At 59.2% G+C, this 24,395-nt stretch carries 26 protein-coding genes; 13 read left to right on the top strand and 13 right to left on the bottom strand.

Annotated features, from left to right (window positions below; genetic code table 11):
• Nucleotides 1–2 precede the first annotated feature (2 nt).
• On the bottom strand, nucleotides 3–722 hold the full coding sequence (locus N1037_16155; GenBank protein UWS78787.1) for a response regulator: 720 nt from the start codon (nucleotides 720–722) through the stop codon (nucleotides 3–5).
• Nucleotides 723–956: 234 nt separating this feature from the next.
• Here N1037_16155 and mce point away from each other — a divergent pair, with 234 nt between their 5' ends.
• Complete coding sequence (mce, locus tag N1037_16150) at nucleotides 957–1,361, top strand: methylmalonyl-CoA epimerase (GenBank protein UWS78786.1); 405 nt, start codon at nucleotides 957–959, stop codon at nucleotides 1,359–1,361.
• Nucleotides 1,362–1,421: 60 nt separating this feature from the next.
• Nucleotides 1,422–1,697, top strand: coding sequence for a DUF1467 family protein (locus tag N1037_16145; GenBank protein ID UWS78785.1), 276 nt, complete (start codon nucleotides 1,422–1,424; stop codon nucleotides 1,695–1,697).
• Between the two features lie 373 nt (nucleotides 1,698–2,070).
• Here N1037_16145 and N1037_16140 read toward each other — a convergent pair whose 3' ends face one another.
• Both N1037_16140 and N1037_16135 read right to left on the bottom strand, forming a co-directional pair.
• Nucleotides 2,071–2,763: an EI24 domain-containing protein gene (locus tag N1037_16140; GenBank protein UWS78784.1), complete on the bottom strand. Its 693-nt coding sequence runs from the start codon at nucleotides 2,761–2,763 to the stop codon at nucleotides 2,071–2,073.
• Nucleotides 2,760–3,338, bottom strand: coding sequence for a nitroreductase family protein (locus N1037_16135; protein ID UWS81378.1), 579 nt, complete (start codon nucleotides 3,336–3,338; stop codon nucleotides 2,760–2,762). The genes N1037_16140 and N1037_16135 overlap by 4 nt, the downstream gene beginning before the upstream one ends.
• A 152-nt stretch (nucleotides 3,339–3,490) precedes the next feature.
• Between N1037_16135 and N1037_16130 the strand changes: the two genes are divergently transcribed.
• The gene (locus N1037_16130) at nucleotides 3,491–3,772 is read left to right on the top strand and encodes a DUF167 domain-containing protein (protein ID UWS78783.1); all 282 of its coding nucleotides are present in this window, start codon (nucleotides 3,491–3,493) and stop codon (nucleotides 3,770–3,772) included.
• A gap of 151 nt (nucleotides 3,773–3,923) precedes the next feature.
• Here N1037_16130 and N1037_16125 read toward each other — a convergent pair whose 3' ends face one another.
• Nucleotides 3,924–4,175, bottom strand: coding sequence for a hypothetical protein (locus N1037_16125; GenBank protein UWS78782.1), 252 nt, complete (start codon nucleotides 4,173–4,175; stop codon nucleotides 3,924–3,926).
• Nucleotides 4,176–4,428: 253 nt separating this feature from the next.
• On the opposite strand from N1037_16125, the gene N1037_16120 reads away from it, so the two are divergent.
• The 3 genes from N1037_16120 (at nucleotide 4,429) to N1037_16110 (ending at nucleotide 5,510) form a co-directional block, all read left to right on the top strand.
• The gene (locus N1037_16120) at nucleotides 4,429–4,812 is read left to right on the top strand and encodes a YigZ family protein (GenBank protein ID UWS78781.1); all 384 of its coding nucleotides are present in this window, start codon (nucleotides 4,429–4,431) and stop codon (nucleotides 4,810–4,812) included.
• A 79-nt stretch (nucleotides 4,813–4,891) separates the two neighbouring features.
• Complete coding sequence (locus tag N1037_16115; protein UWS78780.1) at nucleotides 4,892–5,170, top strand: DUF6455 family protein; 279 nt, start codon at nucleotides 4,892–4,894, stop codon at nucleotides 5,168–5,170.
• A gap of 43 nt (nucleotides 5,171–5,213) precedes the next feature.
• Nucleotides 5,214–5,510: a DUF6455 family protein gene (locus tag N1037_16110; GenBank protein UWS78779.1), complete on the top strand. Its 297-nt coding sequence runs from the start codon at nucleotides 5,214–5,216 to the stop codon at nucleotides 5,508–5,510.
• A gap of 89 nt (nucleotides 5,511–5,599) precedes the next feature.
• On the opposite strand, the gene N1037_16105 is transcribed toward N1037_16110, so the two are convergent.
• A complete protein-coding gene (locus N1037_16105; protein UWS78778.1) occupies nucleotides 5,600–5,845 on the bottom strand; it encodes a CDGSH iron-sulfur domain-containing protein in 246 nt (81 codons plus the stop codon).
• Nucleotides 5,846–6,017: 172 nt separating this feature from the next.
• Nucleotides 6,018–7,421, bottom strand: coding sequence for a 30S ribosomal protein S12 methylthiotransferase RimO (rimO, locus tag N1037_16100; GenBank protein UWS78777.1), 1,404 nt, complete (start codon nucleotides 7,419–7,421; stop codon nucleotides 6,018–6,020).
• Between the two features lie 251 nt (nucleotides 7,422–7,672).
• Here rimO and N1037_16095 point away from each other — a divergent pair, with 251 nt between their 5' ends.
• Nucleotides 7,673–9,157, top strand: coding sequence for a pentapeptide repeat-containing protein (locus N1037_16095; protein ID UWS78776.1), 1,485 nt, complete (start codon nucleotides 7,673–7,675; stop codon nucleotides 9,155–9,157).
• Nucleotides 9,158–9,271: 114 nt separating this feature from the next.
• Nucleotides 9,272–11,212 (top strand): AsmA family protein, encoded by a 1,941-nt coding sequence (locus N1037_16090; GenBank protein ID UWS78775.1) that lies wholly within the window; start codon nucleotides 9,272–9,274, stop codon nucleotides 11,210–11,212.
• A 278-nt stretch (nucleotides 11,213–11,490) separates the two neighbouring features.
• On the opposite strand, the gene N1037_16085 is transcribed toward N1037_16090, so the two are convergent.
• From N1037_16085 to N1037_16070, 4 genes are read right to left on the bottom strand one after another with little or no spacing between them, the layout of a single operon-like run.
• Nucleotides 11,491–12,987, bottom strand: coding sequence for a phosphomannomutase/phosphoglucomutase (locus N1037_16085; GenBank protein UWS78774.1), 1,497 nt, complete (start codon nucleotides 12,985–12,987; stop codon nucleotides 11,491–11,493).
• A gap of 20 nt (nucleotides 12,988–13,007) precedes the next feature.
• Nucleotides 13,008–13,841 carry a 3-deoxy-8-phosphooctulonate synthase gene (gene kdsA / locus N1037_16080; protein UWS78773.1) on the bottom strand — a complete coding sequence of 278 codons (834 nt, stop codon included), beginning with the start codon at nucleotides 13,839–13,841 and terminating at the stop codon, nucleotides 13,008–13,010.
• 3 nt (nucleotides 13,842–13,844) lie between these two features.
• Nucleotides 13,845–15,530, bottom strand: a complete 1,686-nt coding sequence (locus N1037_16075; GenBank protein ID UWS78772.1) for a capsule biosynthesis protein — start codon at nucleotides 15,528–15,530, stop codon at nucleotides 13,845–13,847.
• Nucleotides 15,508–16,167: an ATP-binding cassette domain-containing protein gene (locus N1037_16070; GenBank protein ID UWS78771.1), complete on the bottom strand. Its 660-nt coding sequence runs from the start codon at nucleotides 16,165–16,167 to the stop codon at nucleotides 15,508–15,510. The genes N1037_16075 and N1037_16070 overlap by 23 nt, the downstream gene beginning before the upstream one ends.
• A 349-nt stretch (nucleotides 16,168–16,516) precedes the next feature.
• On the opposite strand from N1037_16070, the gene N1037_16065 reads away from it, so the two are divergent.
• Complete coding sequence (locus N1037_16065) at nucleotides 16,517–17,107, top strand: uracil-DNA glycosylase family protein (GenBank protein ID UWS78770.1); 591 nt, start codon at nucleotides 16,517–16,519, stop codon at nucleotides 17,105–17,107.
• Nucleotides 17,104–17,910 (top strand): SseB family protein, encoded by an 807-nt coding sequence (locus tag N1037_16060; protein UWS78769.1) that lies wholly within the window; start codon nucleotides 17,104–17,106, stop codon nucleotides 17,908–17,910. The genes N1037_16065 and N1037_16060 overlap by 4 nt, the downstream gene beginning before the upstream one ends.
• Nucleotides 17,911–18,217: 307 nt before the next feature.
• Here the strand turns inward: N1037_16060 and yghU are convergent, their stop codons facing one another.
• On the bottom strand, nucleotides 18,218–19,099 hold the full coding sequence (yghU, locus tag N1037_16055) for a glutathione-dependent disulfide-bond oxidoreductase (protein ID UWS78768.1): 882 nt from the start codon (nucleotides 19,097–19,099) through the stop codon (nucleotides 18,218–18,220).
• 295 nt (nucleotides 19,100–19,394) lie between these two features.
• On the opposite strand from yghU, the gene N1037_16050 reads away from it, so the two are divergent.
• Entirely contained in the window at nucleotides 19,395–19,925 is a 531-nt protein-coding gene (locus tag N1037_16050) for a hypothetical protein (protein ID UWS78767.1), read from the top strand.
• Nucleotides 19,926–20,249: 324 nt separating this feature from the next.
• Here N1037_16050 and N1037_16045 read toward each other — a convergent pair whose 3' ends face one another.
• A complete protein-coding gene (locus N1037_16045; protein ID UWS78766.1) occupies nucleotides 20,250–20,846 on the bottom strand; it encodes a GcrA cell cycle regulator in 597 nt (198 codons plus the stop codon).
• A 161-nt stretch (nucleotides 20,847–21,007) separates the two neighbouring features.
• Between N1037_16045 and N1037_16040 the strand changes: the two genes are divergently transcribed.
• Nucleotides 21,008–21,838 carry an ABC transporter permease gene (locus N1037_16040; protein ID UWS78765.1) on the top strand — a complete coding sequence of 277 codons (831 nt, stop codon included), beginning with the start codon at nucleotides 21,008–21,010 and terminating at the stop codon, nucleotides 21,836–21,838.
• On the opposite strand, the gene N1037_16035 is transcribed toward N1037_16040, so the two are convergent.
• Nucleotides 21,828–22,751 carry a DMT family transporter gene (locus N1037_16035; GenBank protein ID UWS78764.1) on the bottom strand — a complete coding sequence of 308 codons (924 nt, stop codon included), beginning with the start codon at nucleotides 22,749–22,751 and terminating at the stop codon, nucleotides 21,828–21,830. The genes N1037_16040 and N1037_16035 overlap by 11 nt on opposite strands.
• A gap of 357 nt (nucleotides 22,752–23,108) precedes the next feature.
• Here N1037_16035 and N1037_16030 point away from each other — a divergent pair, with 357 nt between their 5' ends.
• Nucleotides 23,109–24,290 carry an aspartate aminotransferase family protein gene (locus tag N1037_16030; protein UWS78763.1) on the top strand — a complete coding sequence of 394 codons (1,182 nt, stop codon included), beginning with the start codon at nucleotides 23,109–23,111 and terminating at the stop codon, nucleotides 24,288–24,290.
• Nucleotides 24,291–24,395: the final 105 nt, after the last annotated feature.

Raw genomic sequence — 24,395 nt, 5'->3', positions numbered from 1 at the left:
GATCAGATGGCAATCCTTCGTTCCAGACGTTCTTGCACCAGCCCGGCAATCACCGCTGCATCGCTGGCGACGGGACGGCCTTCGGACCGGGCACGAGCCAGGTTTTCCGCCGCCTTGGCAAGGGGGGTGTCTCCGGCACTGCGGGCCACGCCGCCGACAAATTGGGCCACATAGTCCAGGGATTTTTCTTCCTGAGTATCGTTCAGCACATCTGCCGCATGGGCCATATCATCGAGGAAGGCAATTGGATCCGGCTCAACCGTCTCATCGGTGATCTGGCGCGGGCCACTGGGTTGGCGGTCGTCTGGAAGACGCGACAGAATGGCGTTCTGAAAGGCAGCCAAAGAGGTAATCGGCTTGGCAAGAAAGCCGTCAGCACCGGCGGCAAGGGTCTCTTCTTGGACGTTTTCATCGCCTGAAATGGCCAGAATGATCCGCACCCTTGGGCGGGCTGCATTCATTTCTTTGATCAGGTCGAGCCCGGATCCATCCGGCAGACCAACATCCGCAATGACCACCGAGGGGCGATAGACCTGCAAATGGCGGCGTGCAGATTTCAGGCTGTCCGCGCGTCGAATACGGGCGCCACTTCGCAGGCACAAAAGGCGCAGGGCCTCGCAGGCAAAGCGGCTGTCTTCGATGACCAGAATGGTCAGGCCCAACAACGGGCGGCGGGCGCTTGGTAGTCTTTGGGCGGCTGCAAACAGTTCCGAATCGTCCATTACTCATACTCCTTACCGAATACAAACCGACGCTATGAATTCGAGGCTAATTCAAAGTTAACAGCCGCGTGAGCTGCGTTTGAGGCGGCGGTGTCTTGACGGAGGGCAGCAGGGGAAGCGCGGGGCGGCGAAGTTTTGGTGATCTGCTGGTCTGGGCGCATTGGCGCACTTGCGCCGGATTGCTGCAATTGAGCATAAGGCTGCAACAGAAGTTTTACCAAGGAGAAGCAGATCATGATTGGGCGCCTGAACCACGTAGCCATTGCCGTTCCCGACCTTGAGGCCGCATCGGCCCAGTACCGCAGCACGCTGGGCGCCAAGGTTGGCGCGCCGCAGGATGAGCCGGATCACGGGGTAACGGTCGTTTTTATCGAATTGCCAAATACCAAGATCGAGCTGCTCTACCCGCTGGGGGAAAACTCTCCGATCAATGGCTTCCTGGAAAAGAACCCGGCCGGTGGCATCCATCATATCTGCTATGAGGTAGATGATATTCTGGCCGCGCGCGACCATCTGCAAGCCGAGGGCGCCCGGGTTCTGGGCAGCGGTGAGCCAAAGATCGGGGCACATGGCAAGCCAGTCCTGTTCCTCCATCCAAAAGACTTCAACGGTTGTCTGGTGGAACTCGAACAGGTTTGAGGTTAAACTGCAGCGGCTGCGCAGCTGGCGCAGCCCGTTGCTTTTGAGAAAGAGACATACATGGCCATTACATCTGGGTTGGTTCTGTTTGCGGTGATCTGGTTCATGACCTTTCTGGTCATCATCCCGATCCGTATCGAGACACAGGGCGAAAAGGGCAGTATTGAACCCGGAACCCATGCTGGCGCGCCAGAGAACCACTACCTGAAGCAAAAGGCGCTGATCACAACTGGGGTTACCTGTCTGTTGTGGGTGGTGATTGCGGGAATCATTCTGTCTGGGGTGATCAGCGTCAATGATTTCGACTGGTTCGATCGGTTGCCGGATCGATCCTAGGGTCCTGGCCCTGGGGCTGGCCTGACATTTTCCCGACAGACCCGTTTCTAGATCATCTGGCCTAGGCCAAGTGGGGTGCACGCTGAGCCCGCCTGGTGAGTTTGGCCTAGTGAGTTTGGCCTTATGAGATCAGCCTGTGCTGTTGCATGGATATTAGTAGCGCGGGGGGCTCCCGCCCGTCGTTGGCCTTTTTACAAAAGGCACGGCCTCCCGTTGGGCCCGGCAGCGCACCTTTGGTGCGCTGCCGGGCCCAAGGCCGCAAAAGGGGGGCGGCGAAGCCGACGCAGCTGCGGGCGCGGGAGAGCTGGTCGGGGGTTAAGTATTTGCCGTTGATAGATAAAATAGGCAGGGATAAAATGCTGCGGCGCTCTGGTTAGCCCTGGCGCCAGAGGGCATGAAACAAATGCGTGTAGGTGGCAGCGCCCAGGATTGGGATCACCAGGTTCAGCAGCGGGATCGACAGGGGCATCGCCATCAAAATACCCGCCATCCAGATGGTGCCTGTATGTTTACGGCATAGTTTCCTGGCTTCGACCGGGCCGATGCGGCGGCTGGCGGCGAGGGTGAAATATTCACGCCCCAGGAGATAGCCATTCAACGCCCAAAAGATAAAGGGCGCCGCCGGGGGAAAGAGCGCATAGAGTATCAGCGCCAGAATATTGGCACCGACCAAGACGCCCAGAAAATTCACAGTGTCCTTTATCGCCGACCACAGCGGCACGGGCGCGACCTGTGGCAGATGGGGGAAGTGCTTGTCTTCAACAGCCTGTGCCACCTCATCCAGAAACATCGAAGTTATGGCCGAGGCGACCGGCACCATCAGAAAAATTGACAGGATCATCATCAACACAACGGACCCGGCGGAGAACAGATCGTCGAGCCAGGTGACCTCCCCAATAAGCGGTAGGGTGACCGAGGCCGAAGTGAGCCATTGAACCAGAGCCAGAAAGCCCACCGTGGCGCCTATCAACAGCGCCAGCGTCAAGCCGATGCCAAGAAATAACACCCGCAAAAAGCGCGGATCTGTAATCTGGTTCAGGGTTTTGAAAAAGGCGTCAAAAATCATTTCGGAATCCAGGTTGTCAGGTCTGATAGGTTGGGGCGCGGGCGCTCCGGTGGCACGGTTTTCTGGGTGGCGATATGTATGATCCCGGCCACGCGTTCATTGTTCTCAAGGGCAAAGGCCTGTTGGCAGAACTGACGGTCATGGCTGGCCCAGCCCGACAACCAGTTGGCTCCCCAACCAGAGGCCAGCGCAGCATTGAGCAGCGCAAGGCAGACCGCCCCGGCGCTGTAACTCTGCTCGATCGCGGGAATTTTTGCGCTTTCTTTTTGCACCTCGACAACCACTACGGCCAATTGGCCCAGGTCGAACTGGCTGCGCGCCTTGGAGATATCTTCCTCTGATTTACCCAATCGGGCGCCCGCCTGCACGGTCAGCGCCGCCAATCGCGCCATGGCAGCTTTCTCGATGACCACAAACCTCCAGGGTTCAAGCTTGCCATGGTCTGGGCTGCGGGCTGCTGCGGTGAGCAGCGGCATGAGCTCTGCGCGGGTGGGGGCCGGAGCAACCAGCGTTTTGGCGGGGCGTGAGCGGCGCGACAAGAGGAAGTCCAGCGCTGCGGCATTGGCCTGGGGCAGAGAATTTGTGGTCATATGTAAAGCCTTTTTACATCAATGGGGCTAATCTCAACACCCGGAGGTCACAATTCAAGGGGCAGAGCCTGGGTTTCAGGGGCTATTGGTGGATTTTTCTGTGGTCAATGGCAGGATCAGCAGGCATCAGGGGCAACATGGGCAAGCCAAAGAGAAAAAACCTGCCAGACCTTTCCGATCTGGCCGTCACCGGCGCAAAGATTGCGGTGAAAGTGACGCCAAAAGCAGCTGCCAATGGCATTATACAGTCTGAGACCGGATTAAAGGTGACAGTTACCTGTGTGCCCGAAAATGGCAAGGCGACCGAGGCTGTGTGCAGCCTTCTGGCCAAGGCCATGGGAGTGGCCAGCTCAAACCTGGAGCTGCACCAGGGGGCGACATCGCGCAACAAGGTCTTTGTCTACACTGGCCGCGGCTGAGATCTGTCTTGGGAGGGCTGGCCGCTAACTGATTGCCCCTGAGAAAGGGCAGCCACCTGGCGGTTAGGAAACCTGACTGCGAGGTCTCCAGGATCGGCTATGCCTCGTCCAGCCTGGCCCTGGGCGCGACAGGGAGTCTGGCGGTAGGGTTTTAGGCGGGGCCTTTTGCCGTTTCCGGCACCAGCCGATAGACGCCTTCGGGCAGATCCAGAGCCGCAGCGAGATCGCGAACCTGTGTATAGGAGAGGGTAATTTTCTGCACCTGATCGGTGCGTGTATCCAATTGTTCGATGGTCACGCATTCGGCAAAGGCATGCAGCGTGAGATCCTCCAACAGCGGTTGGTCCCCTTCGTCGACAAGGGTCACCGTGGTGCAGTCAAAATCATGTTCGATGCTAAACATATAGGTCAGACTGCCCTCATCAGTGGCGATTTGCAAGCGCTGGGGCGGCAAAACAGTCCTGGTGGACCACTGCAATTCCCGCCGGAACTCGGATCGTATTTGCTCGTATTGGCCTGTAGCGCCCGCATGGGGAAAGGCAGAATAACAACGCGCTTTCTGGTGCTATACCGCTGTCCTGCTGCCGCTGGCGCCGAGCTGAATTGCCCGATAAGAAGGGGGAGCTCTTGCCTTTGACCAACGGATCCTTGCCACGATGACCTCTTCCGATATGTCGGCCATTCCCCTGACACAGCTTGGTGTCGTGTTGACGGACCGTGGGTCGCGCTACGCCGTGAGTGGGGCCAGGGTCACCTCGCGGGCAGAGGTGGATCAGGTGCTGGCAAATCTGAAACGGGATCGCAGCTATGCCAAGGCCACCCATAACACCTGGGCGGCACTGCTGCCGACAGGGGGGCTAAAGGCGGATGACGGCGAAAGTGGCGCGGGTATGGTGATTTTGCGGATGCTGGAACGCGAGGGTTTGCGGGACCATGTCATTATCGTAACGCGCTGGTACGGTGGCAAAAAGCTGGGCGGCGACCGGTTTCGCCGGGTTCAGGATGCGGTGCGGGCCTATCTGGATCAACACGCGGACTGACCCGGCGTTGATTTGCATCAAGGCAGGCGCCCCTCTGCTTTCATAGCTTTTGCCCATCATCATTGGCAGGAGATCCTCTGTGCGCGCGCAATCTACCCTCAAGACACATGCAGCCCTGTTTGACCGCATGAGCCAGGCCCTGGGACTGGATCTGCAGGAACAGGCCATCGCAGGCCATTTGGCGTTTGATGAAATTTCCGAAGCAGTATTGCGCTGTAGTCGATGTGCACACCCGCGGCAGTGTTCGGCGCGGCTGGCTCAGCTGGAGGGCGGCGCGGCAGATCCGGCACTGGTTGACGCGCCGGACTATTGCCGCAACCGGGATTTGTTGGGCTATCTGAAGGAAGGTGGCGTTTAATTAATCGGCGGCGCCATAGTTCGCAAACGAAAGGAGCTTTCTCATGCACCCACTTGGGGACGCGATGCTGCACTTGCAGCTGATGGCCCGGATGGGCAAACATCTTGGCGCGGATCTGGCCGAGGCTTTTGCGACCGGCAAAATCAGTGCTGAGGACTGGGCGGAGATGATCACCTCCTGTCGCGGCTGCGATGCGCCAGAAAGCTGCAAACGCTTACTGGACCGGCAGGACAGGCAGCACGAGCAGGACGGGGCAGAGAGGCCGGAGGGATCGGTTGAGCCCCCGGTCTATTGCTGCAATGCAGCGCGCCTACTGCGCCTGCGGGCAGACTGTAACTAACGCGTGACCCCTCAGCCGCCGGGAGCATGCATCCACCGTCCAGGCAAAGCTCCCACGTGGGGCTTTAGGGCCATACGGGAGGTCTGGACCTAGAGTCCGGAGTGACTGCCATCACACAGCGGCTGTTTGGCTGAGTGTTTACAGCCGCAAAAGAACAGTTTTCCGGTCTTTTCCGCAGTGTATTTCACTGGTGCAAAGGTGCTGCCCTTATGGCTGCCATCGCAAAACGGCTGCTTTTGCGATTTGCCGCAGGAACACCAGAAATAGCTTTTTCCTTCGGTGACCTCGATGGCAAAGGGGCTTTTCTGGGCGATCTCGGGGATTTCATCCGTCATGGCTTGGGTCTCTCTCTGGCTGAATACTCTGGCTGGTATGGCGAGTGTAGCAGCGTTTGAATAGAGAAGCCCAGGCAAAGCAGGTGCGCGTGGCTGACCTAAACCCACCTCAGGAGGCGCTTTTGCCTCCGGTGGTGGGAAAACATGCCGCGAAACAGCGGCTGGTGGGGGCTTAGCCGAGTGTCCCCCACAGATCGTAATCGCCGGCTTCGTCGACCTCGACCGTCACCAGATCACCGACAGATAGATCTTCGGTGCCTGCGTCGATAAACAGGTTGCCGTCGATCTCTGGCGCATCCGATTTGGTGCGGCAGGTGGCAATGCCGTCTTCGTCAATGTCGTCCACAATCACCTGCATGGTTTGGCCGACCTTGGCCTGTAGCTTGGCCTCGGAAATGGCCTGCGCCTTTTCCATAAAGCGCTCCCAGCGCTCTTGCTTGACGTCTTCATCAACATGATCGGGCAGGGCGTTGGAGCGCGCGCCATCGACGTTTTCATACTTAAAGCAGCCCACCCGATCCAGCTGCGCCTCCTCCATCCAATCCAGCAGGTGCTGGAACTCTGCTTCGGTCTCACCGGGGTAGCCGACAATAAAGGTCGAGCGCAGAGTAATATCGGGGCAGATCGCGCGCCAGGCGGCGATCTCGGTCAGGGTTTTGGCGGTATGAGCAGGGCGCGCCATGCGTTTCAGCACATCCGGGTGCGAATGCTGAAAGGGGATGTCCAAATAGGGTAGCAGCGCGTTGTCCGGGTCCGCCATCAGCGGGATCAGATCACGCACATGGGGATAGGGATAGACATAGTGCAGCCGGATCCACAGCTCATCCGCCGGGGCCAGTTTGCCCAGCTCGCGCGACAGATCCAGGATATGGCTGCGCAGATCTTCGCCGTTCCAGGGGTTCACATCATATTTGCGATCCAGCCCATAGGCCGAGGTATCCTGGCTGATCACCAACAGCTCACGCACCCCGGCCTTGACCAGCTTGTCGGCCTCGCGCAGCACCGCATGGGCGGGCCTTGAGGCCAGCTTGCCGCGCATATCGGGGATGATGCAGAATTTGCACTTGTGGTTGCAGCCTTCCGAGATCTTCAGATAGCTGAAATGGCGCGGGGTCAGCTGCACGCCGGTGGCTGGCAGCAGATCAATAAAGGGATTGGGATCAGCCGGCACGGCGGCATGGACAGCGTCCAGCACCTGCTCATACTGATGCGGGCCGGTGACGGCCAGAATACGCGGGTGATGTTCGCGAATGTAGTCCGGTTCAGCCCCCAGGCAGCCGGTGACGATGACCTTGCCGTTTTCCTTCAGCGCTTCGCCGATGGCCTCCAGGCTTTCAGCCTTGGCACTGTCCAGAAACCCACAGGTGTTGACGATCACCGCGTCAGCCCCGGCGTAATCGGGGGAGATGCCATAGCCCTCGGCCCGCAGCCGGGTGAGGATGCGTTCACTGTCCACCAGCGCCTTGGGGCAGCCAAGCGAGACCATACCAAGCGTTGGCTGGCCGGCACGGGGGCTGTCCCCCATCAGGGCTTTGGGGGCGAGGTCGGGGCGAAGGTCTGGCGGATTGCTGGTCATGATCGCGCATATAACAGGAATGCGGCGGTAGGCAAGAAAAACGGCGATGCAAGGCGTGCAACTCCCCCTGGCACGGGGCAGGTGCCAAGAGCCCACCGCCCGGCCGAAAGGCCGGGCAGCGCCCGCCCCGCCCCACAGGCGGGCACTTTACGGCCTCCTTCGGGACTAGGGCTGCCCTCACTTGCAAGTTGCGCTGCTGTAGGGGAACCTCATAGGTTGCACCAAAGTGATTTTAATGACGAGAACCCGAGATGAGCGACGAGACCAATGAGGGAGAGGGTCCCGCAACCCCTTCTCGCCAACTAAAGCACGCCGACTGGAACCCTTGGTATGTGCTGATGACACTGTACGGGGCTGATTCACACTACAATAGAAAGGTTTGGAATGCTTGGGCCGGGCAGGCCCTGACAGAAGAAGAGAAAAAGAAGCTCTCAGTGACACCGGGTGATCCACTAAATGAAGTAGGCGAGTGGTCGGAGTACAAGAGCGAGGTTGAAACATTTTTTGCAAACGAAACAAAAAGACGGGCAGGAAAAGAACTGAGGATCCCTGATCCTTTGCAAAGGGTGGATCTTTCTGGCCTATTGTTTGACCAAATTCTTGATCTGATGGGATTGGTATTTCCCAGGGCTGTGAGCTTTTCTGGTTCTGATCTTCGTTTCGGTCTATGGGCAAACAATGCCTATTTTTGCAAACACGCGTCGTGGTCACGAGCATCGGTTGAAATTCAGTGCATTTTCGATGGCGCAATATTTGAGAGTCAAGCAGTTTTTGAAACAACAAATTTTGTTTGCGATGTTGAATTTGATCAGGTGAAATTTTGCAGTTCAGCGATTTTTTCGAATTCAAAATTTGGTGCGAAATCCTCTTTTAGCCTCGCGAATTTTGAGCGGGAGGCAGTATTTTCCGGCTGCGTGTTTTCCGGAGTGGCTTCGTTTCGTGCCGTAAATTTCCTTGGGGCGGCTGATTTTCCCACAGTCACTTTTGAGAGTAGGGCCGATTTTGGTGAAGCACAGTTCTTGAGCGATGCCATCTCAAAACGATTTGGCAGAAGGACTAGTGTTTCTACTCCAGTCAGATTTGTTTCCACTGATTTCAAGGGGTCGACTGATTTTAGCAACGCTCGTTTTTCCTTTTGTTATCCCGATTTCTCTGGCGCGGTTTTGCATGAAAAAACTTCCTTTACGAAGGACAGCTTTGAGAAGAGTTTTTGGCCGGGACAGGGCGTAGAAGATGTGGAGAACGCGCAAAAAACCTGTGGAGCCATCCGCCATGTCTTGAGCAAACAAGGCCTACCTGAAGAAGCGCATTTCTTTTTCCGCCGGGAAATGTACTTCGCTGAAGCTGTGACAAAATCCCAGAGTGGTAGTTTTTGGCAGCGATTGCCCTATCTGCTGTATAGAGGTTTGTCTGACTATGGCCATTCCATTGCGCGGCCCGCGCTTTGGTTGGCAGGACTCTGGGCCTTTGGCTTTGTCGCTTTCTGGGGCTTTTTCGCGGGGTGCTGTGTGCCTGCGCCGCTGGCGGAGGTCACGCGTCCGATGGGGGCGGCGATGGGATTGAGTTTTTCCAATCTGTTTCCGTTGTTTGGCTTTGGACGGGTCTTCTTTGGGGCGGAGTTCATGGCGTCTTTGCCGCCAGTTTTGAAACTCCTTGCCGGTTTCCAAACCGTCGCCAGCCTGCCGCTGTTGTTTTTCCTTGGTCTTGGGCTGCGACAGCGGTTCCGGCTGCGGTAAGAGCGGCCTTTGGGAGCGCGGGTTTGGCTCAGTCTAGCATTGCGCCCAAGGGTGGAGCGGCTAAGCTGGCGGTAAGCCCCTAAAGCCAGGGGAAAAGACATGAGGAGTGGGCAAATGAAGCTGATTTTGCGGATCTTGGGGGCACTGATCGCGACGTTGGTGGTTTTGGTTGTGGTGCTGTTTATGCTGCCCGGCGAAAAGGTCGCGGGGCTGGCCGCCGATCAGCTTGAGGCACAGACCGGGCGCAAGCTGACGTTTCAGGGTGAGGTGCGCTTTACCCTTTGGCCGATGCTGGGGGTGAAATCGGACGGGGTGGTGCTGTCCAATGCGGACTGGGCCGGGCCAGAGCCGATGCTGACTGCCGAACGCCTGTCGATTGGCATCTCGGCTGGGGATCTGTTGCGGGGCAAGGTGCGGGTGACCGAGGTTTCGGCGGTGCTGCCGCATCTGAACCTGTCGGAGCGCGCGGATGGCCGGGGCAATTGGGTGCTGGGCGGCGAGAGCGACGGCGCGGCCGCGGCGGCGGGCGCTGGCGAACCCCAGGCGGCGGCTTTGCCGATCAGTATTGAAAAACTGACCCTGACCGGGGCGTCGCTGCGCTATCAGCCGCATAAGGGCGCGCCGGTGGAGATGTCTTCGGTGGATATGGTGCTGCGCTGGCCGGATCCCAGCGGCACGGTGAATGTTGATCTGACACTTAGGCCGGCCGGGGCACCTTTGCAGGTGCAGGCCGAGGTGGGCAGCTTTGCCGCCTTTCTGAACGGCGCGGTTTCTTCGGTTGGGGCGTCGGTCGCGGCTGACGGCGGCAGCCTGCGCTTTGACGGGCGCGCTGACCTGACCGGCGCCGCAACGGGGCGGGTCACCGCAAAGACCACTGATACGGAGGCCTTTTTGACGGCCTTTGGCCAGAACGGCATTACGTTGCCGCAGGGGCTGGGGCAAGCGATGGTGATCGGCGCTGATGCCACCTATACCACCGATGGACGTCTGGCGCTGCGCGATATGGCGTTGGATCTGGATGGCAATAGGCTGGAAGGTGGCCTGGATGTTGTGCTGTCGGATGTGCCGCAATTTACCGCGCAGCTGAATGGCGGCGATCTGACGGTGCCTGGTTTGACCTCTGCCGCAACAGCTGCGGCGGCAGGTGAAAGCTCTGAGGTGGCGGCTTCTGGTTGGTCAAAGGAGCCGATTGACGCCGCGGCGCTGGCCCTGGCCAACGGCACTGCCGTGGTGAGTTTTAACAGCCTGAAGGCGGCGGGGCTTGAGTTTGGCGCTAGTAAGCTATCGCTGACCCTGGACCGGTCGCGCGCGGTGCTGAAACTGCAACCTGCGGCGCTGTTTGGTGGTCAGGTGTTGGGGCAGGTGGTGGCCAATAACCGCAACGGGTTTTCTGCCGGCGGTAAGCTGAGTTTCAACGGCATCCGGCTGGAGAAGGGCCTGGGGCAGCTGGCTGGATATGACAGGTTGAATGGCGAGGCGCTGGGCGAGCTGGAGTATCTGGCCTCTGGCGCTAGCCTGGATGCACTGATGCGCTCGCTCTCGGGCAAGGGCTGGCTGGAGGTCAACAAGGGGTTCTTTACCGGGTTTGACCTTGAAAAGCTGATGCGCTCGGGGCGGGGCAATGGTGGCAGCACCGTGTTTGACCAGCTGTCTGGCAGCTATGCCATTGAAAAGGGTAATCTGGTGAACCAGGATCTGCTGGTGACGCTAAAAGGCATCCGGGCGGATGGCAGCGGGCGGATCGGGCTGGGCGCGCAGGATCTGGATTACCGGTTTGCGCCAACCATTTCCGGCCTCAAAGGGGCGGCGGGGCTGACCATTCCGGTGCTGATTACTGGCCCCTGGGCCGATCCCAAAATTCGCCCGGATCTGAAAAACGCCCTGCAGCCAGAGATTGATGCGGTGGAGCAGGAAGCCAAAGACCGGGTGATCGAAAAGCTCAGCGAGGAGTTGGATATGGAGGTCACCCCAGAGCAGGATCTGAACCAGGTGATCCGCGATCGTATCGAGCAAGAGGCCAAGGATCAGTTGCTGCGCTTGCTGGGAGGGGACTGAGTCCCGCCTGGCCGGACCCGCTCGCCTGTTCGACGGGGGGCGTTGCTCTAATGGCTCGCCCTTTGGGCGAGACAGGTTTGCAGGGGCAGGGACCCGCCTTTTGCTCCTTTCGGTCCCGTATCTCGCGGTTAGGTATCTTGGCCCCGTTTCCGTATTTCAATGGGCTCGCCTCACGGCGAGACAGGTTTGAAAAGAAAAGGGCCCGCCGTGAGGCGGGCCCGGGTCGCCTGCCGCAGGGCAGGGGAAACCATTTGGCATCGTTGAGAAGAGGCCCAGCCTTAGATCGTCTGGTCGTAGTCGCCCACCAAAGGTTCGGTGCGGATGACCGCATCAATATCGGCAAAGATGGCGCGCATTTCGTCTTCGCTGTCAGAGCTTTCACAGACCACAACCAGGTTAGGTGTATTGGAAGAGGCGCGCACCAGGCCCCAGGAGCCGTTGTCCAGGATCACCCGGGCGCCATTCACCGTCACCACCTCTTTGATGCGGCGGCCTGCCAGGGGTTCTGCGGCCTCATGTTTGGCCACCAGCTTGGCCACCAGCCGCTCCAGCACGGTGTATTTTTCGGTATCCGCACAATAGGGCGACATAGTGGGCGTTGACCAGGTCTTGGGCAGCGCCTTGCGCAGGTCTGACATCGACATGTCAGGATTGCGCTCCATCAGTTTGCAGATCTCGACCGCGACGCGCATGCCGCAATCGTAGCCGCGCCCGATCGGTTCCGCCAGGAAGTAGTGGCCGGATTTTTCAAAGCCCGCCAGGGCGCCGATTTCCTTGACCCGGCGTTTCATATGGCTATGGCCGGTTTTCCAGTAATCCGCCGTCACGCCGTTTTTCTGCAGCTCGGGGTCCGAAGCAAAGAGCCCAGTGGATTTGACATCGGCCACAAAGGTCGCATTGGGGTAAATCTTGCTGAGATCCCGCGCCATGATGACGCCAACCTTATCGGCAAAGATCTCTTCGCCTTCGTCGTCCACCACACCACAGCGGTCGCCATCGCCATCAAAGCCAAGCGCCATATCGGCGCCGGAGGCTTTGACGCTGTCGGCCATGTCGTGCAGCATCTCCATGTCTTCGGGGTTGGGGTTATAGTGGGGGAAGGTGTAGTCCAGCTCTGTGTGGCTGGGCACCACCTCAACGCCGATGCGCTCAAACAATTCGGGGGCAAAGGCCGAGGCGGTTCCATTGCCGGTGGCGCAGACCACTTTGAGCTTGCGGGTCATTTTGAAATCGCCCACCAGATCGTCGAGATAGGCCTCTTTGACCCCATCGACAAATTCATAAGAGCCACCGGTGCGGGCCGCGCCCTCGCCGTTCAGCACGATGTCGCGCAGTTCGCTCATCTCATCGGGGCCATGGGTCAAGGGGCGTTCAAAGCCCATTTTGACGCCGGTCCAGCCATTGGGGTTGTGGCTGGCGGTGACCATGGCGACTGCTGGTACGTCCAGGTGGAACTGGGCAAAATAGGCCATGGGGGACACGGCCGGGCCGATGTCTTTGACTTGGATGCCAGCCTGCATCAGCCCCAGAATAAGCGCCTGTTTGATGGCCAGGGAATAGTCGCGGTAGTCATTGGCCACAGCAATCACCGGCGGGATACCGCGCCGGTGCATCTGGGTTCCCAGACCCAACCCCAGGGCAGTCATGCCGGGCAGGTTGATTTCTTCGGGGTACTTCCAACGGGCATCATATTCGCGAAAACCGGTTGGAGTGATCATTGGATCGCGCAGAAAATTCCAGGTGTTTGGCTGCACCGGGGAGCTTGGTTTTTTCATTTTAATAATCCCTTGAGGGGTCAGATAATAATTGGGTTGGCTTTGGCGAGCGCGTCAAAAGCCATCAGGGTTTCAATAAGTTTGGGCATCTGATCGAGGTAAATCATATTGGGGCCGTCACAGGGGGCGTTGTCCGGATCCTGATGGGTCTCCATAAAGACCGAGGCAATGCCGGTTGCGACCGCGGCGCGGGCCAGGATGGGCGCAAACTCGCGCTGCCCGCCCGAGGCACCGCCCAGCCCGCCGGGCTGGGCCACGGCATGGGTGGCATCCATTACCACCGGATAGCCGGTGCGGGCCATTTCAGGCAGGCTTTGCATGTCGACCACCAGGCGGTTGTAGCCAAAAGACACGCCGCGCTCGGTCAGCATGATCCGGCTATTGCCGGTGCTTTCGATCTTGGCCACCACGTTGGGCATGTCCCAGGGCGCCAGGAACTGGCCCTTTTTGACGTTGATCACCGCGCCAGTGCGCCCGGCGGCCAGCAAAAGTGAGGTTTGGCGGCACAGAAAGGCCGGGATCTGCAGGATGTCGACCACCGCGGCAACCGGGTCACAATGGTCCGCCTCATGAATGTCTGTCAGCACCGGAACGCCGATTTCATCCTTGACCGATTGCAGCACCTTTAGCCCCTCGTCCAGCCCCAGGGCGGGTTTGGCGTTGATCGAGGTGCGGTTGGCCTTGTCGTAAGAGCCCTTGAAAACATATTGCGCACCAACCTTGTCGCAGGCCTCTTTGAGGGTGCCGGCGATCATCTGGGCGTGATCTGCGCTTTCCAGCTGGCAGGGGCCGGCGAGAATGGTCAGGGGGCGATCATTGCCAATGGTGAGGTTGGCGACTTGGATGTTTTTCATGACTTACGACGAAACCTGTTCCCGGAGAATGGATGCTGTGAGTGAACACAACAGGTAGATACCGGAAAAGATCAGGAATGCCAAAATCGTATTTTCGAATTTGCGCGGATAGCTGGGCTCTTCGCTGGCAACGGGGGCAACGGCGGTGGTCAGATAGCGGACCTGGCGGTTGGCCTCCATGCGGGTGGATTCCACTTGTTGTAAGGCGGATTGCAGCATCAGATCACGGGTGGCGAGATCGGCCTGAGCCATCTGAATCTGCACCCGATGATTGGCAAGCGAGTTTTCGCCTTCCGAGGCATCGGTCATCCGGTCATTCAGCCGCTCGATCACTGTGCTCAGGCGATTGATGTCGGCCTCGACACCGGCAACCTTGGCGCGGTTGGGGCGGGTGTTGTCCATCAAGGCTGCCAGTTCCAGCTCCTTTTGCTGCAACTGAACCTCAAAGGTGTTGATCTGTGAGCGCAGCGACAGGATGACGCCCTCGGGGTCCAGCACCATACCGTCTTGTTGCAGCTCCACCAGATGCCGCTGCGCCTCGCGGCGTTTGTTTTCCGCCAGCTCCAGAGCCGCCTCAGATTCGCTGACCTGATCAGAGCGTTTTTGTTCGGACAGGTGGTTCACCTCATCCTGGGCATAGCTGATCAGGCGGCGGGAAAACTCGGCAGACACCTCGGGGTCTGCGGCAGAAACCTCCATACGCACCACACCTTCGGTGGGGTCATAGCCGATTTTGACGTTGCGCTTGTAAACCTTGTAGGCCTGTTCATTGGTCGGATTGGGGTCAAGCCGCTGAATGGGGTCGATCCAGCCCTGGGTGAAATGATCCTTGAAGCCCATTTCATCGTCCAGCCGTAGCATGGCGCCTTTGGATTGCAGATAACCCTGCACGGCGATGGAATCCTGGCTGGTGGCAAACTGGGTGCCGCTCAGCAGGCCACTGACCGCGCCGGCGCCATCGGCCTTGAGCACCAAAAACTCGGATTTGGTCGCATACATCGGGGTGGCAACCGCATAAAAGAAATACCCGGTGATCAGGGTTGGCAGCATGACAAAAAAGCCCAGACGCGCCAGGAGCAGGACCAGCTTGCGACGACGCCGTCCGGCGATCTCGCGCTGCATTTCGGAAATTTCATGCTGGCGTCGCTGGGCAGGGCTGAGCTCGGTTGAGGGCAGGTTGGTTTTTGCGGCAGGCACAGTCTGGGGCAGCTGCACGGGCTGGCCCACGGCTGGCGTGTTGTCGGGCTGTGCCTTGTTTTGCGGCACCACCAGTTCCAGCATATTGGCCCGTTTGAAGGGATCTATGCCCTTTTCGCGCAGCAGGCGGACGGCATCAAAATCCGAGGTCGCAGGCAGGTCATGTTTTTGCGCCACGCGCCGCGCCATGCGCAACTGGCGCCCGGTGAGCCCCTCTTGGCGGATGGCGTCGATATCTGTCTCAAGGCGGGTTTCGCGCGCTGAGCTCACCTGCCCGGACAGGGGCGGTTTGCCAGCGGCTGCGGCGGCCTTGGGGGACTGTTCAGAGCCAGTTGGCTGCTGCTGGGCCGAGGCACTGGCCGCGCCCGCACTGCTTTGCGCATCGGGCGCCGGAATGGGGCGGGCGGCTGCAGTCTCACCTGTGGACCCGGCATCAGGAGAGGCTGGGTTACGGCGAATTCTGAACTTTTTAGCCTTGGGTTTCGTAGTCATAGAGCTGCTTCGCTTCTTCCAAGGTTTCAAACATATTGAGTTTCCCGTCCAGCAGAACGGCCGCCGAGCTGGCAAATTTTTCCAGCGTTTTGGCCTGGTGCGAGACGATAATGATGGTGGTTGTTTGCAGGCGTTCCTGCAGGATTGCCCCGGCCTTCTTGTTGAACTCCACATCCGTGGTGCTCGGCATGCCCTCATCAATCAGATAGACATCGAAATCCAGGGCCAGCATCAGCGAAAAGCTGAACCGGGCCCGCATCCCGGAGGAATAGGTGCCAAGGGGCTGGTCAAAATACTCCCCCAGGCCACAGAGCCAACGGCAATAGGCCTCGACGTAATCAGGGTCCAGCCCGTAGAGATTGGCGATGTAGCGGGCATTTGCCAGTGCCGAAAGTCGATTGACCACGCCGCCCATAAACCCCAGCGGAAAGGAGATCTTGCAGCCGCGCCGGATTTCGCCTTCGTCAGGTTTTTCCAGGCCAGCCATCATATTGATGAGCGTGGTCTTGCCGGTGCCGTTTGGCGCCAGGATGCCAAGAGATTTGCCCAGCTCAACCCGAAAGGACACCTGGTCAAGAATGACCTTGCGCTGACTTCCCGTCCAGAAGGACTTGCTGACATTTTCAAACTCAAGCATTGCTTGTCCTGGTGCTTCATCGGCTGCCCCAGTGGGGCGGGTCTAGGCGGGATGCTTGCCAGTCATAGTGACGGCCGGATCCCCCGCGTTTCTGGAATATCCTATGATTGTTAAGGGTATGGGTTCCGATTTTGGCTTTATTATGTCGAATTATGGCATAAATCTTCAAGGATTGATTAACCATTCTGGTGAGATCCAGCGCTCACTGCACTGGAAACGGTCTTGTTGCCTGCTTTCTAACTGTTTTCCTTTTGGAAACAATGGGAGTGGTGGGTTGCGTGCCGGCGTGAGGGGCGGTTTGTCCTGTGCGCCAGAACCTGGCAGGGTCGGGCAACACGAGGAGAAGGCAGTGCAGGCAGAAAAACTAGGGGACGAGATCAGAGCCTGCCGGATCTGCGCCGACCGGTTTGCCGCAACCCACACCCAGCATCAACCGCGCCCCGTCGTCTGGTTTGCCCCTTCGGCGCGGATCCTGATTGCTGGTCAGGCTCCGGGGCTGCGGGTGCATAAAAGTGGTCGGCCATTTACCGATCCGTCCGGTGATCGGCTGCGGCATTGGCTGGGGCTTGGGGAGGCAGAGTTTTATGACCGGGAGCAGGTGGCGATTGTGCCCATGGGGTTTTGCTTTCCCGGCTATAACGCTCAGAATGCCGATTTGCCGCCGCCGCCGATCTGTGCCGCAACCTGGCGGAACCGGGTGATGATAAGCCTGCCAAATGTGGCGCTGACCCTGGCAATTGGCGGCCCGGCGCAGGCCTTTCACCTGGGCGGCAAAATGCCGGTTGGCCAGCGGGTGGCGGCCTGGCGGGACCATGCGCCGCGCGTCTTTCCCTTGCCTCATCCCTCCTGGCGCAATACCGGGTGGTTGAAACGAAACCCCTGGTTCGAAGCCGAGCTGCTGCCGGTGCTTCGGGGGCGGGTAAAGGAGCTGATGAAATGAGTGAGACACCCCCAGAGGACATCACCCCGCTGGACCGGGCCTATGCGCAGATGCAGGCGGCTCCGGAGGATGGCGCGGCCCGGCTGCGGTTTTATGAACGCCTGGCCGATAGCGAGCTGTTCATGATGCTGAGCAAAGAGCCGGAAGGTGACAGGATCTCGCCAGAATTGTTTGAAACCCCCGATGGGCGATTTGTGTTGGTGTTTGACCGCGAGGACCGGCTGGCTCAGTTTGCCGGTGACGCAGTGCCCTATGCGGGGCTTGCCGGGCGCGGCGTGGTTGAAATGCTGGCCGGGCAGGGTATTGGCCTGGGGGTGAACCTGGAGGTGGCACCCTCGTCGACGCTCTTGTCCGCGGAGGCAGTGGGCTGGCTGCAGGAGACGTTGCAGAATGCACCGGATCAGGTGGAAGCCGCGATCGAAGAGCTCCTGCCACCCGCCGGGCTGCCAGAAGTATTGCTGAGCGCTCTGGATGTAAAACTGGCGACAGCTGCTGGATTGGCCACGGCCGCCTATCTGGTGTCGCTGCGCTACAGGGGCGGTGGGCAGGGACACCTGCTGGGTTTTGTTGCTGCGCAGCCAGAGGCCGAGGCGGCACTGGCGCAGGCGGTCAGTGAAGCTTTGACGTTCTCCGGGATTGAGGCCGGTGCATTGGATGTTGGATTTTTTGCGGCTTCCGATCCAATGGCTGCCAGCCTGGCGCGCGTCGGCTTGCGATTTGATCTGCCCAAGCTGGAAGAGCCAAAGATCTATCAGCCGGTCATCCCAGGCAGCGACCCGGAAAAGCCACCGATCCTAAAATAATCCCTCTTCCCCGTCTTAGCAGACGCCTATGCCCAACGGGCCCTGGCGCGTAAAGGCAAAAGGGGGGGGCTCCCGCCCGTCATCGCCCTTTGCAGGGTTCTTCCCGTTGGGCCCAGCGCCGCGCAAGGCGCGGCGCGCGCGTGGGGATGGGGCGTCGCTTTATTCAACAAGAGCGCCAGCATGCATTGCTTCGCCGTATGTCGCTGCAGCACTGCGCGCCTACGCGCAGTGCCGGGCCCAACGCCAGCTGCCTCTTTTGGCCTTGGCCAAAAGAGGCCTGGGGGCGGGAGCCCTCCCTTTGCTGGGGTCAGCTGTCGCTTTCGGCAGGTTCCAGTTTGTCCTGGGTCCGGGTGTCGAAATCACCTGCGTCATGGCGTTCACGCAGTTGGGTATGCAACGCGCCAAAGGCCCGGTTCACCATCCGGCCACGGCTGACCGCAGGGCGGGCGTCGATTTCTTTGGCCCAACGCATCACGTTGGTATAGCTTTCCACATCCAGGAACTCAGCCGCCTCATAAAGGCGTCCCAGCACCAGCTGGCCATACCAGGGCCAGATGGCAATATCGGCGATACTGTAGTCGTCACCCGCGATGAATGTGTTTTCGGCCAGCTGGCGGTCCAGTACGTCAAGCTGACGTTTAGCTTCCATGGAAAAACGGTCGATAGGATATTGCCACTTTTCAGGGGCATAGGCGTAGAAATGGCCAAAGCCGCCGCCCAGGTAGGGGGCGCTGCCCATCTGCCAGAACAGCCAGTTCATCACCTCGGTGCGCGCCGCACCGTCGTTGGGCAGGAATGCGCCAAATTTTTCGGCCAGATGCACCAGCATGGAGCCGGATTCAAACACCCGCAGCGGCGCCTCGCCGCTCAGGTCATGTAGGGCGGGGATCTTGGAGTTCGGATTGATCTCCACAAAGCCTGAGCCAAACTGGTCACCTTCGCCGATGTTGATCAACCAGGCATCATACTCGGCACCGGAATGGCCCTTTTCCAAGAGCTCTTCCAGCATCACCGTGACCTTGACCCCATTGGGCGTGGCCAGCGAATAAAGCTGGAACGGATGCTTGCCCACGGGCAGCTCCTTGTCGTGGGTCGCCCCGGCGATCGGACGGTTGATCGAGGCAAACCGCCCACCGTTGTCCTTTTCCCAAGTCCAAACCTGCGGCGGTGTATAGGTTGTATCACTCATCTGAAGGAGCCCTGTCTTTGCTAGTGGTGTAAGAGGCGCGCGACGCCCTGCGCCCATGCGCGATGTCTACTGAGAATAGGGGCTTTGTCCAAAATTCCAATGACTGGAAGGTCTGATCGCCGCAACTTTCTGCGTGTTCACGCAATTGCGCTGTTCAAACACAGTCGCGTGAGCCCCGTTTCGCGGCTGTGCACAACGGGCTAGTTTGATTCTCAACGGGGCTGTAGGGCAGAGCCCGCCCGATGTTTCGGACGTCTAAAGTCAGACGGTAATCTAACTCAGGAGTGTGACACAGATGAAGCGATTTGCATTTGCGGCCCTTGCGGCCATCAGTTTTGGTCTGCCCGTCTTTACCGGACCAGTCTTTGCCGGGCCGCAGTTTGTCGATCAGACCGGTTTTGCGGTGTCTGGCTACGACGTTGTGGCCTATCGCAGCCTTGACCAGAGTGCTGTTGGACAGCCGCAGGCGGCGGCAATCCCCGGGCGGGCTGATATCACGGCAGAATACAATGGCGCCAAATTCGCCTTTGCCAGTGAAGAAAACCGGGCCAAATTCCTCGAAAACCCTGCATTTTTTGTGCCGCAATATGACGGTCACTGTGCCTATGGTGTTTCCAAGGGCGGTAAGGTGCCCGGCAACCCCAACCTGTGGCGCATTGTTGACGATCGGCTTTATCTCAATATCACCAAAAACGTTGTTGGGTTTTGGGAAGAGGATATTGGCGGCAACATCAATCTCGCCGAAGGCAACTGGCCAGGGATCGAGCCGAAGGAGGCTTCGGGCAGACCTATCCCCAATTTCACATCCAAAGCCCCTGGGAACTGAGCTGTCTGACTTTTTGTGAATGGTCCTGACCTTGGCGCGGTGCCGAGGTCGGGCCCGCTTGATTTTGAAGTGCCATCACCCACCGAAATCCAGTCTAAATACCGGTTTTCCGGGGTGGGCTGTCGTATTGCTGCCTTGGCCAGTTACAGGCTATCTGCTGCAAACCGTCTAGGGCGGCTGAGATGGCGGCCGAACGCCATGTGTCGATCTGCGTAGATCTGCGCCGTCGGGGCTGTGCAGCGGAGAACTGTTCGTATTGAAAAGCCCCGCGCCGGAGGGGCGCAGGGCTTTTAGATCTTAATCTGTTGGTCGTGCAACTGCTGGCTACCGTTTGCGGTCGCGGCGGGCGCTCATCGGTTGGAAGGCAACGCCGACATGGGCTTCGCAATAGGGCTTGCCCTGTTGCACCGGCAGACCACAAAACCAGAAGTCCTCGGTGGCGGGGTCGCCAACGGGCCACTTACAGGTGCGCTCGGTCAGCTCCATCAGCGACAGCTTCTTGGCCTTCTTTTCGACCTCATTGACCTTGGCAAGGGCCTCGGGGCTGATTTCGTTGGCGGAGGGCTGCGGTGGCAGTGGCTGGCCTGCAGGGATGATCTGCTTGCGTGCGGGCACCATCGGGCGGGCGTCCGATGCGGGCGCTGCCGCTGCCGCAGGCGCCGGGGTTACCGGGCGGGCGGGCTCGGTCTTGGGCTGCGGTTTTGGCTTGGGCGCCGGTTTGGCAGCCGCCGCGGGCTTTTCTTTCGGTTCGGCTGCGGCCTTGGCGCCGGTGGTGGCGCGGTTGGACAGGCCGAGGCGATGCACCTTGCCAATCACAGCATTGCGGGTCACCCCACCCAGTTCTTTTGCGATCTGGCTGGCCGACTGACCTTCGCCCCACATCTTCTTGAGCAATTCGACGCGATCGTCTGTCCAGGACATCTGTTGCCTTTCCAAGCTAATAGCGGCCCCAGAATTCTGCGGCCGCCATCGAGTTCCGTATTCAGGTCCCTATCTTAGTCGATGGGCAGAGAGTTACAAGAGACCTTGCGCCTCAGAACCCAAGCGCTATGCAGTGAAAGCACAACAAATGCGGGGAAATCATGTCGGAGCAAGGGGCGAACAGCCAGATGGGCTATCAGAATGCACTCGGTGAGCGCCGGTTCGGACGGGTGAACTGGCTGGGGCTGCAGACGCTGGCGCAGCGCGAAATCACCCGGTTTCTGGTGGTCTGGACCCAGACCTTGCTGGCGCCACTGGTGACAGCGGCTCTGTTCTTGTTGATTTTCAACCTCGCAATTGGTCCCAAACGCGGCGATGTCATGGGAGTGCCCTTTCTGCATTTTCTGGCGCCGGGCATCATGATGATGACGGTGATCCAGAACGCCTTTGCCAATACCTCTTCGTCGTTGGTGATTTCCAAGGTGCAGGGCAATATCGTTGATACCCTGATGCCGCCGCTCTCTGGGCTGGAGATCCTGCTGGGCTATCTTGCCGGCGCGGTTGTGCGCGGCACTATGGTTGCCTGCGGGATTGCGGTGGGGCTGGCTGTGGTGCTGCAAATTGTTCCGGCGCATCCCCTGATTGCCCTTGTTTTCATCGTCTTGGGGGCATTGTTTTTGGGCGGGCTGGGTATCGTTGCCGGGATTTTTGCCAATAAGTTTGACCAGATGGCGGCGATCACCAATTTCATTGTCACGCCTTTGGCGTTTTTGTCCGGCACCTTTTATTCGATCAATGCGCTGCCGCCCGTTCTGCACGCTCTGGCGCAGGTGAACCCGGTGTTCTACCTGATTGATGGGCTGCGTTTTGGCATGATCGGCACCTCTGATGGGGCGCCTTTTGTTGGCATGGCAATCTGCGCCGGCGCGAGTTTTGCCATCTGCCTACTGGCCTGGGCCATGCTGCGCAGCGGTTACCGGCTCAAGGCGTGAGAGAGCCCTTTTCCACGATGCCTGGTGCTTTCACGGAGGGGTGCCGCCCCTCGCGCCAGGCAAGAATCGCAGCTCCTGACAGGATAACGGCGGCTCCGATGAGGGTGATCCAATCCGGGATCACGCCAAAACCAATAAAATCATAAAGCGTGGCAAAGATCAGCGTGGCATAGCTGAACGGCGCCACAAATGAGGCTTCGGCCCGCGCCATGCCATTGACAAAACAGGCCTGGGCGCAGGCCATCAGGGTGCCAAGCGCCGCCAAAGCCCCCCATTGCAGCGCGGTGGGCGCCTGCCAGACCGGCAAAACCGCTGCGCTGGCTATCATCATTCCCAGAGCGTTATTGAACCACAAAACCTGCAGCGGGCGTTCGCGCCCGGCGAGCTTTTTGATAAATATCAGCTCCAGCCCCATGATGGTCGCGGCCGCCAACGCCAACAGCGCCGCCGGTTGAAAGCTGTCCGGCGTTGGTCGCAACAGGATCATGGCCCCCACCAGGGCGATGCCTGCAGCCCCCCAGCGCCAGGGACCAACCCGTTCGCCGAGCAGCGGAATCGCCAGCAACATGCCAAAAACCGGGTTCAAAAAGGCAATCGCCGTGGCATCCGCCAGCGGGACATAGGCCACCGAGGCGAACATCAGCGTGATGCCCAGCCAGCCACAGCTGGTGCGCCCGATATGCAACCGCCACTGCGGCGGTCGCAATTTGAACCGCATTGCCCTCACAGCCATGGAAATCACCAGGAAGGCGAATAAAAACCGTCCATGGCTGATTTGCAAAGGGTGTAGCGCAGGCCCCAAAGCCTCAGTGCCCAGGGCCTTGGCCAACAGCGTGGTCGCAGCAATAAAAACGGTCGCTAGAATAATCAACGCAGCCGCAAGGCGGGGGTTCTGTGGGGGTGTGATGCTCATGGGGTCTCTGCTGCGCTGACTGGCAGGCATTTGCAAGAGCTATCGCAGCTAGGGCAGAGGCGTGGCCAGGTCGATAGCCCTGCGAGGGGGAGGTCAATTTGTTGGGTCTTGCTGGCGGAAAGGGGTTTCTTTATGTCAAATGCTCCGATATGGAGCCTACCTATGATCAAAGTTACGCATATCCCTTTGTTGCGACGCCGACGCCGATTGGCGTAATTTGCTGGCGTAGTTCGGCACCTTTGATCTATGGCTTTTGCGCTTTTGCGGCGTATTGGCACAAAACCAATCTCTCATTATTGACCCTCAGGCCCTGCTCATGCACTGCTTTGGCCTTAACTTTCCAAAAAGGATGATCCAATGATCCCGTCCGTACTGCCCACCTATAACCGTGCTCCGCTGGAGTTCGTAAAAGGCGAAGGTTCCTGGCTGTTCGAGGCGGACGGGCGCCGATTTTTGGATCTGGGCTCTGGCATCGCTGTCAACGCGCTGGGCCATGCCCATCCCAAACTCGTCGAGGTGCTGAGCAACCAGGCGCAGAAACTCTGGCATGTCTCCAACCTCTACAAGATCCCGCAGCAGGAAAAGCTGGCGGATCTGCTGGTGGAGCACACCTTTGCTGATACGGTGTTTTTCACCAACTCCGGCACCGAGGCCTGCGAGCTGGCGGTCAAGATGGCGCGCAAGTATTTCTATGAGAAGGACCAGCCCGAACGGGTAGAGATCATTACTTTTGACGGGTCGTTCCATGGTCGCTCTTCTGCGGGCATTGCCGCGGCTGGCACGGAAAAAATGGTCAAGGGCTTTGGCCCGTTGCTGCCGGGCTTTGTGCATCTCACCTTTGGCGATATGGACGGGCTGACCAATGCGATAACGGATCAAACGGCGGCGGTGCTGATCGAGCCGGTGCAGGGCGAGGGCGGTATTCGTCCGGTGCCCGATGCTGAAATGAAGGCGCTGCGTCAGATCTGTGATGACGCAGGCATTCTGCTGATCCTCGATGAGGTGCAATGCGGTGTGGGCCGGACCGGCAAGCTCTTTGCCCATGAATGGGCGGGCATCACACCCGACATCATGATGGTGGCCAAGGGCATCGGCGGCGGCTTCCCCCTTGGCGCGGTTCTGGCCACCGAAGAGGCGGCCTCGGGCATGACCGCAGGCACCCATGGCTCCACCTATGGCGGCAACCCGCTGGGCTGCGCCGTTGGCTGCGCGGTGATCGAAGAGGTGATGGCGCCGGATTTTCTGGCGGATGTGAACCGTCGTGCGGGTCTGCTGCGTCAGCGCCTGGACGGTCTGGTGGCTGCGCACCCGGAGGTGTTCGAAGAGCTGCGCGGCTCCGGGTTGATGCTGGGGCTGAAATGCAAGGCTGCGAACATGGATGTGGTGCAGGCCGGCTATGACAATCAGGTCATCACCGTGCCTGCCGCCGACAATGTGATCCGCCTGCTGCCGCCTCTGACGCTCAGTGAAGAGGACTTCGCCGAGGCCATCTCCCGCCTGGACAAGGCCGCCACCCAGGTGGAGCAAACGCTCGGTTGAACAGATGCCAGGCTGACATTCATCTTTCCCTAAATATTCCCGGGGTGCGGGGGCAGGCAGCCCCCGTCGTTTGACTGCCCCACACGTAACCAAAAAAGCGACATG

The sequence above is a fragment of the Phaeobacter sp. G2 genome, from assembly GCA_025163595.1.
GTDB lineage: Bacteria > Pseudomonadota > Alphaproteobacteria > Rhodobacterales > Rhodobacteraceae > Pseudophaeobacter.
This window is presented reverse-complemented; position numbering and strand designations above follow the sequence as displayed.

Coding starts and splice junctions, on each gene's coding strand:
- N1037_16145 (UWS78785.1), top strand. CDS start 1,422: ATGGCCATTACATCTGGGTTGGTTCTGTTTGCGGTGATCTGGTTCATG.
- N1037_16095 (UWS78776.1), top strand. CDS start 7,673: ATGAGCGACGAGACCAATGAGGGAGAGGGTCCCGCAACCCCTTCTCGC.
- N1037_16120 (UWS78781.1), top strand. CDS start 4,429: ATGACCTCTTCCGATATGTCGGCCATTCCCCTGACACAGCTTGGTGTC.
- mce (UWS78786.1), top strand. CDS start 957: ATGATTGGGCGCCTGAACCACGTAGCCATTGCCGTTCCCGACCTTGAG.
- yghU (UWS78768.1), bottom strand. CDS start 19,099: ATGAGTGATACAACCTATACACCGCCGCAGGTTTGGACTTGGGAAAAG.
- N1037_16105 (UWS78778.1), bottom strand. CDS start 5,845: ATGACGGATGAAATCCCCGAGATCGCCCAGAAAAGCCCCTTTGCCATC.
- N1037_16140 (UWS78784.1), bottom strand. CDS start 2,763: ATGATTTTTGACGCCTTTTTCAAAACCCTGAACCAGATTACAGATCCG.
- N1037_16155 (UWS78787.1), bottom strand. CDS start 722: ATGGACGATTCGGAACTGTTTGCAGCCGCCCAAAGACTACCAAGCGCC.
- N1037_16035 (UWS78764.1), bottom strand. CDS start 22,751: ATGAGCATCACACCCCCACAGAACCCCCGCCTTGCGGCTGCGTTGATT.
- rimO (UWS78777.1), bottom strand. CDS start 7,421: ATGACCAGCAATCCGCCAGACCTTCGCCCCGACCTCGCCCCCAAAGCC.
- N1037_16050 (UWS78767.1), top strand. CDS start 19,395: ATGAAGCGATTTGCATTTGCGGCCCTTGCGGCCATCAGTTTTGGTCTG.
- N1037_16110 (UWS78779.1), top strand. CDS start 5,214: ATGCACCCACTTGGGGACGCGATGCTGCACTTGCAGCTGATGGCCCGG.
- N1037_16030 (UWS78763.1), top strand. CDS start 23,109: ATGATCCCGTCCGTACTGCCCACCTATAACCGTGCTCCGCTGGAGTTC.
- N1037_16060 (UWS78769.1), top strand. CDS start 17,104: ATGAGTGAGACACCCCCAGAGGACATCACCCCGCTGGACCGGGCCTAT.
- N1037_16070 (UWS78771.1), bottom strand. CDS start 16,167: ATGCTTGAGTTTGAAAATGTCAGCAAGTCCTTCTGGACGGGAAGTCAG.
- N1037_16130 (UWS78783.1), top strand. CDS start 3,491: ATGGGCAAGCCAAAGAGAAAAAACCTGCCAGACCTTTCCGATCTGGCC.
- kdsA (UWS78773.1), bottom strand. CDS start 13,841: ATGAAAAACATCCAAGTCGCCAACCTCACCATTGGCAATGATCGCCCC.
- N1037_16085 (UWS78774.1), bottom strand. CDS start 12,987: ATGAAAAAACCAAGCTCCCCGGTGCAGCCAAACACCTGGAATTTTCTG.
- N1037_16045 (UWS78766.1), bottom strand. CDS start 20,846: ATGTCCTGGACAGACGATCGCGTCGAATTGCTCAAGAAGATGTGGGGC.
- N1037_16125 (UWS78782.1), bottom strand. CDS start 4,175: ATGTTTAGCATCGAACATGATTTTGACTGCACCACGGTGACCCTTGTC.
- N1037_16040 (UWS78765.1), top strand. CDS start 21,008: ATGTCGGAGCAAGGGGCGAACAGCCAGATGGGCTATCAGAATGCACTC.
- N1037_16090 (UWS78775.1), top strand. CDS start 9,272: ATGAAGCTGATTTTGCGGATCTTGGGGGCACTGATCGCGACGTTGGTG.
- N1037_16075 (UWS78772.1), bottom strand. CDS start 15,530: ATGACTACGAAACCCAAGGCTAAAAAGTTCAGAATTCGCCGTAACCCA.